This is a genomic window from Streptomyces sp. TRM64462 (assembly GCF_013362995.1).
GTDB lineage: Bacteria > Actinomycetota > Actinomycetes > Streptomycetales > Streptomycetaceae > Streptomyces.
The window spans coordinates 1-4,804 of sequence record NZ_JABWDV010000199.1 but is presented as its reverse complement, the minus strand read 5'-3'; the positions used below and the strand labels follow the sequence as shown (position 1 = coordinate 4,804).

The window sequence follows — 4,804 nt, the reverse complement described above, 5'->3', positions numbered from 1 at the left end:
GGGTGGGGGGACGGGTGCGGGTCAGCGGAACGTCACGGAGGCCTCGCCCGCGGCCGTGGTGACGGAGCCGGGGCAGAGGAAGCTGCCGGAGGTCTTGGCCGCCGTGAAGGCGCGGTTCTTGTACGACCTGGTGTTGCCGTCGCGGTCCCAGAGGACGTTCGTCGCCTTGTAGCGGCAGGACAGGAAGCTCTGCTGCCCGGTGATGTCGATGGTGTCGGCGCGGGCGGTGCCCGCGGCGTCGTCGAAGGTGAAGACGGGGTCGTTGTTGAGCGTGGCGGTGATGCCGCCGTCGCAGGCGAGGTTGCCGCCCGGCCGGTTGATGGTGGTGCGGTCGACGGTCAGGGTGTTCGGCGGGTCGGCGCTGGTGGCGGCGTCGGTCCAGGTGCAGGTGTTGCCCGCGACCGCGATCACGCCGTCCACCTTCTGCTCGGCGGCGGGCCCCGCGGCGGCCGCGGCGGCGGCCGGCGCGCCGAGGGCCAGTGCGACGACCAGACCGGTGACGCCCGACAGTTGCGCCCTGTGCCTCATGGTGTCCTCCTTGCCGGAACGTGGGGGGAGTCCGGAGAGTGCCACAGCACCCCTGAAATGTCAGGCGCACGTCAACTTTCTTGGCCGGTTTACCGGCAGGCGGCCGATAACCGCTCCCCCGCCCGGGTGGGCGTCCCGCACACACCACGGCCGGACGCCCCGCCCACCGCGCCGGCCCGCCCATCATGCGACGGTGACCTCCCCCCGCCGCACCACCCGTGCGCGCCGCGCCCTCATCGCCGGGGGCCTCGTCCTCGCCGGTGCCCTGTCCCTGCTCGCCCCGCCCACGCCCGCCGACGCGCGGGCGACAGGCCCCGGGACGGACACGGCGGCGCGGACCGCCGCGTACCGGGAGACCGCCGCGTACCTGGAGACCATCCGTCAGGACCCCGGCCGGTCGCGGGAGCTCCGGGAGTTCTTCCTGCGCCTGCCCAAGGGCGGCGACCTGCACCACCACCTCGGGGGCGCCGTCACGACCGAGTCCCTCATCCGGTTCGCCGCCGAGGACGGTCTGTGCGTCGACACGCGGACCCTGACCGCCGTACGGCCGCCGTGCGGCCCCGCGACACGGCCCGCCGCCGACGCCCGTACCGACCCCGCCTTCCGTACGGCGCTGATCAGGGCCTGGTCCATGCAGGACTTCCCGCCCGACCGGCTCGGCCACGACCACTTCTTCGCGACCTTCGCCCGGTTCGGCGAGGTGATCCGGCACCACGGCGGCAGACAGCTCGCCGAGGTGGCCGACTCGGTGGTCCGGCAGCACCAGCTCTACCTGGAGACGATGGTCACGCCGGTCCCCGACCTCGCCGTGGAACTGGCCACGGAGGCGGGCTGGGACGCTGACCTGGCCAGGCTGCACGGCAAGCTGCTCGCCGGGGGCCGCCTGGAGCGGCTGGTCGACGCGGCGCGGGCGGAGGCGGACGCGGCGGACGCCGAGTTCCGCGCCCTCTCCCGCTGCGGCGGCGAACAGCCCGCGCCCGGCTGCCGGCTGCTGGTCCGGAAGATCGCGCACGCGCACCGCAACAACCCGCCCGAGGTGGTGTTCACACAGCTCGCGCTGGGAATGCGGCTCGCGGAGCGCGACCCCCGGTTCGTCGCCGTCAACCTGGTCGAGCCGGAGGACGGGGCCGTCGCGCTGCGCGACTACCGCCTGCACATGCGCATGGTCCGGTACCTGCGGGGGCTCTACCCGGCGGCGCACGTCACGCTGCACGCCGGTGAGCTGTGGCCGGGCCTGGTGAAGCCCGAGCACCTCACCTTCCACATCACGGAGGCCGTCCGCACCGCACGCGCCGAGCGCGTCGGACACGGCGTCGACCTGGTCCACGAGGACGACCGGCAGCGGCTGCTGCGCCGTATGGCACGCCGCGAGGTGGCCGTCGAGGTGCCGTTCACCAGCAACGCCCAGATCCTCGGCGTCAGAGGCGGCGACCACCCGTTCACGACGTACCGCGCCCACGGCGTGCCGGTGGTGCTCGCCACCGACGACCCGGGCGTCTCGCGGACCGACATCAGCCACGAGTATCAGTACGCCGCGACGGCGTACGGCCTCGGGTACGGCGAGCTGAAGGACCTGGCCCGGGCGTCCCTGGAGTACGCCTTCCTGCCCGGGCGCAGCCTGTGGCGCGGCAACCCGACGGCGCGGGGCTACCAGCCTGTGGACGCGTGCGCCGGTACGGCTGCCCCCGGGCGGCAGGCGCCGCCCGGGCCCGCCTGCCGGAAGCTGCTCGCCGGCAGCCCGAAGGCGGCCGTCCAGTGGCGCCTGGAGGCCGCCTTCGCCGCGTTCGAGCGCCGCTTCGCCGCCCCCTGAGCGAGGGCCCGGCCGGGCTCGGCGCGTTCACCGGGCTCGGCGCGCTCAGGTGACCGTGTGCCGGGTGCGCTCGGGGGGTGTCTTCTCGCGGCGCTGCTCCACGAGGCCCAGCATGCGGGCCATCGCGTACAGCGGCGGCGCCGCCCTGCGGACGTCGCGGCGTGCGGTGGGCCCGGAGGCCGTGAGCATGCGGTCCATCTCGGCGATGCCCCGCCATATCGGGACCATGTGCCCCTGGTGCTGGATGTCCGGCTGCCGCCGGGCGAGCACGTCGCGCAGCGCGGCGCGCAGGATGCCCTCGCGGTCGTCGGACCAGAGGAGCCGGAACGCCACGCCGCCGTCGACGTCCATCACGTAGGCGGCGTTCGGCTTGGCGTCGAGCTGCTGGTGCAGCGTGCCGTCCAGATCGTCGACGGCGACCGTCCAGGGCAGCTCGTCCCGCTCCTTCAGCTCGCGGGCGTGGGCGGTCTTGCGCTGCATGGTGTCGGGCTGCGGGTACCGGTCGCCCGGGTGCGCCTCGCGCACGTAGAGCGTCACGAAGCCGACCCTGTTCCCGAACTGGCGGTGCAGCCGCTTCAGGGCCGGGTTGGCCGCCGCGGTCATGGGGCAGGTCACCGAGCCCATGGTCAGCAGCAGGGGCTTGTGCCCGATGAAGTCGGACCTGGAGATCCGGCCGCCGTCGACGGTGGGCAGGTCGAAGTCCGGCATCGCGTGGCCGGGGCCCGGTCCCCCGCGGAACCGCAGGTCGTCGATGACCAGCCTGGAGTGGAAGTGCGGATAGCGGTACGTCATGGTGTCCGGGTTCCCCCGTGGGCCCTGTCCATGACGCTGGACACCGCGGCGAACGTGAGACCGAGCAGCAGGCCGTAGACCAGGTGCGCGCCGAGGCTGGAGCTGGTCACGTCGTTCCATTCGAAGACCGGCATGCCCATGTTCGCCGGCATGATCCACAGGGCCCCGAAGAGCCACCAGACCGCGCCGTAGAACAGGCCCAGCACCGCTCCGGGCAGCACCCTGCCCGCCCAGGGGCCGAGCAGCGCACCGAAGCCGGCTCCGGCCGTGAGGGCGATGGCCAGGTGGATCAGCCAGCCGGCGAAGGCGTTGTCCGAGCCCAGCAGGCCGGCCACCATCATGATCATCGCGGTGTCCTCCATGGGCCGGGACACGGACATCCAGATGCCCATGCCGACGCCCCCGACCAGACCGGCCGCCGCGCCCCAGGCCGCGTGCACCGGAATGACCGCCGTCCGTGGGGAGATGTGTGCGCTGGTCGCCATGTCGTCACTCCTTCGTGTCGGCGGATCTTCCTCAGTGACGACGCTAGGAGCGGCCCGCCCCGACGAATGTGAGCGCCGTCACAGAGGCCCCGGGGCGTCCGTCCTAGCGTCCAGCCATGACCGGCGACGACCTGCCCGCCCAGGCTGCCGGGCGGGCCCCCGACCGCTACTGTCTGAGCCAGGGGGCAGGGTCCCTGGCTCGGCCCGCCTGGGGCGCGGCGCCGCCGCCGTGGGCCCCCGGCCGGCGCGAGGAGAGGTCCGTGATCATCAACGGCGGCGAGGGCGAGGACAGGATCTGGTGCCTGTCGGACGTCGACATCTTCCGTGATCTCAGCGACCGCGAGAAGGACGCCATCGCCTCCTCGGCGCCGATGAAGACGTACGCGGCCGGTGAGCTGCTCTACGTGCCGCACGAGCCGTGCGAGGTGCTGTTCATCCTCAAGCGCGGACGGGTGCGGATCTTCCGGGTGTCCGCCGACGGGCGTGCCCTGACCTGCGCGATCCTCTCCCCCGGCACGATCTTCGGCGAGATGCTGCTGCTGGGCCAGCAGATGTACGGGAACTTCGCCGAGGCCCTCGACGACGTCGCCGTGTGTGTGATGCACCGGGCGGACGTCGACCGGTTCCTGCTGTCGGACGCCCGGATCGCGGCACGGATCACCGAGATCCTGGGGCGCCGCCTGGCCGATCTGGAGGAGCGGCTGTCGGACAGCGTCTTCAAGTCCGTCCCGCAGCGCGTCGCGACGACGCTGGTCACCCTCACTCCGCACCAGGGTCCTTCGGCGCTGCCGCTGCGCCCCGGCGCGAAGCACCCGCAGGTGGCGTTGACGCACGAGCAGCTCGCCGCGCTGGCGGGGACGTCGCGGGAGACGGCGACGAAGGTGCTGCACCAGTTCGCGGACCGCGGGCTGCTGCGGCTGGCCCGCGGCCGCATCACGGTGCTCAAGCCGGACCGGCTGCGCGACGAAGCGGGCTGACGGGCGTGGACGAGTCGGCGTGGCAGCGGTTCCTGCGGGAGTTCCACGGCTCACGGCCCGGCATCACGGAGCGGTTCCTGGGGCGGGCCGACGCGTCGCCGTACGTCTGGCTGGCCGAGCCGCTGCGGGACGTGCGGGGCGCGGTGCTGGACCTGGCGTGCGGCTCGGCGCCGACGCGTGCCGTACTGCGGGACGCGGCGTGGGTCGGGGTC

The 4,804-nt window shown here is 73.6% G+C and carries 5 protein-coding genes and 1 pseudogene; 3 read left to right on the top strand and 3 right to left on the bottom strand.

Translation table 11 applies throughout. The features are described 5' to 3' along the window. Nucleotides 1-21: 21 nt before the first annotated feature. Nucleotides 22-528 (bottom strand): hypothetical protein, encoded by a 507-nt coding sequence (locus tag HTZ82_RS09095; RefSeq protein ID WP_175408799.1) that lies wholly within the window; start codon nucleotides 526-528, stop codon nucleotides 22-24. 193 nt (nucleotides 529-721) lie between these two features. On the opposite strand from HTZ82_RS09095, the gene HTZ82_RS09090 reads away from it, so the two are divergent. After that, entirely contained in the window at nucleotides 722-2,338 is a 1,617-nt protein-coding gene (locus tag HTZ82_RS09090) for an adenosine deaminase (RefSeq protein WP_309235384.1), read from the top strand. Between the two features lie 45 nt (nucleotides 2,339-2,383). On the opposite strand, the gene HTZ82_RS09085 is transcribed toward HTZ82_RS09090, so the two are convergent. Together HTZ82_RS09085 and HTZ82_RS09080 are read right to left on the bottom strand one after the other, a co-directional pair. Further along, nucleotides 2,384-3,130, bottom strand: coding sequence for a deiodinase-like protein (locus HTZ82_RS09085; protein WP_175408797.1), 747 nt, complete (start codon nucleotides 3,128-3,130; stop codon nucleotides 2,384-2,386). Further along, a complete protein-coding gene (locus tag HTZ82_RS09080; RefSeq protein WP_175408796.1) occupies nucleotides 3,127-3,615 on the bottom strand; it encodes a hypothetical protein in 489 nt (162 codons plus the stop codon). Before HTZ82_RS09080 ends, HTZ82_RS09085 begins: the two co-directional genes overlap by 4 nt. Nucleotides 3,616-3,731: 116 nt before the next feature. On the opposite strand from HTZ82_RS09080, the gene HTZ82_RS09075 reads away from it, so the two are divergent. Continuing rightward, nucleotides 3,732-4,592 (top strand): Crp/Fnr family transcriptional regulator, encoded by an 861-nt coding sequence (locus HTZ82_RS09075; protein WP_175408795.1) that lies wholly within the window; start codon nucleotides 3,732-3,734, stop codon nucleotides 4,590-4,592. A 5-nt stretch (nucleotides 4,593-4,597) separates the two neighbouring features. Continuing rightward, a pseudogene (locus HTZ82_RS09070) lies at nucleotides 4,598-4,804 on the top strand (SAM-dependent methyltransferase); the annotation flags it as partial.

Bases quoted from the DNA above. Each gene is read 5' to 3' on its own strand.
- HTZ82_RS09095 (WP_175408799.1), bottom strand. From the start codon at position 528: ATGAGGCACAGGGCGCAACTGTCGGGCGTCACCGGTCTGGTCGTCGCA.
- HTZ82_RS09085 (WP_175408797.1), bottom strand. From the start codon at position 3,130: ATGACGTACCGCTATCCGCACTTCCACTCCAGGCTGGTCATCGACGAC.
- HTZ82_RS09080 (WP_175408796.1), bottom strand. From the start codon at position 3,615: ATGGCGACCAGCGCACACATCTCCCCACGGACGGCGGTCATTCCGGTG.
- HTZ82_RS09075 (WP_175408795.1), top strand. From the start codon at position 3,732: ATGACCGGCGACGACCTGCCCGCCCAGGCTGCCGGGCGGGCCCCCGAC.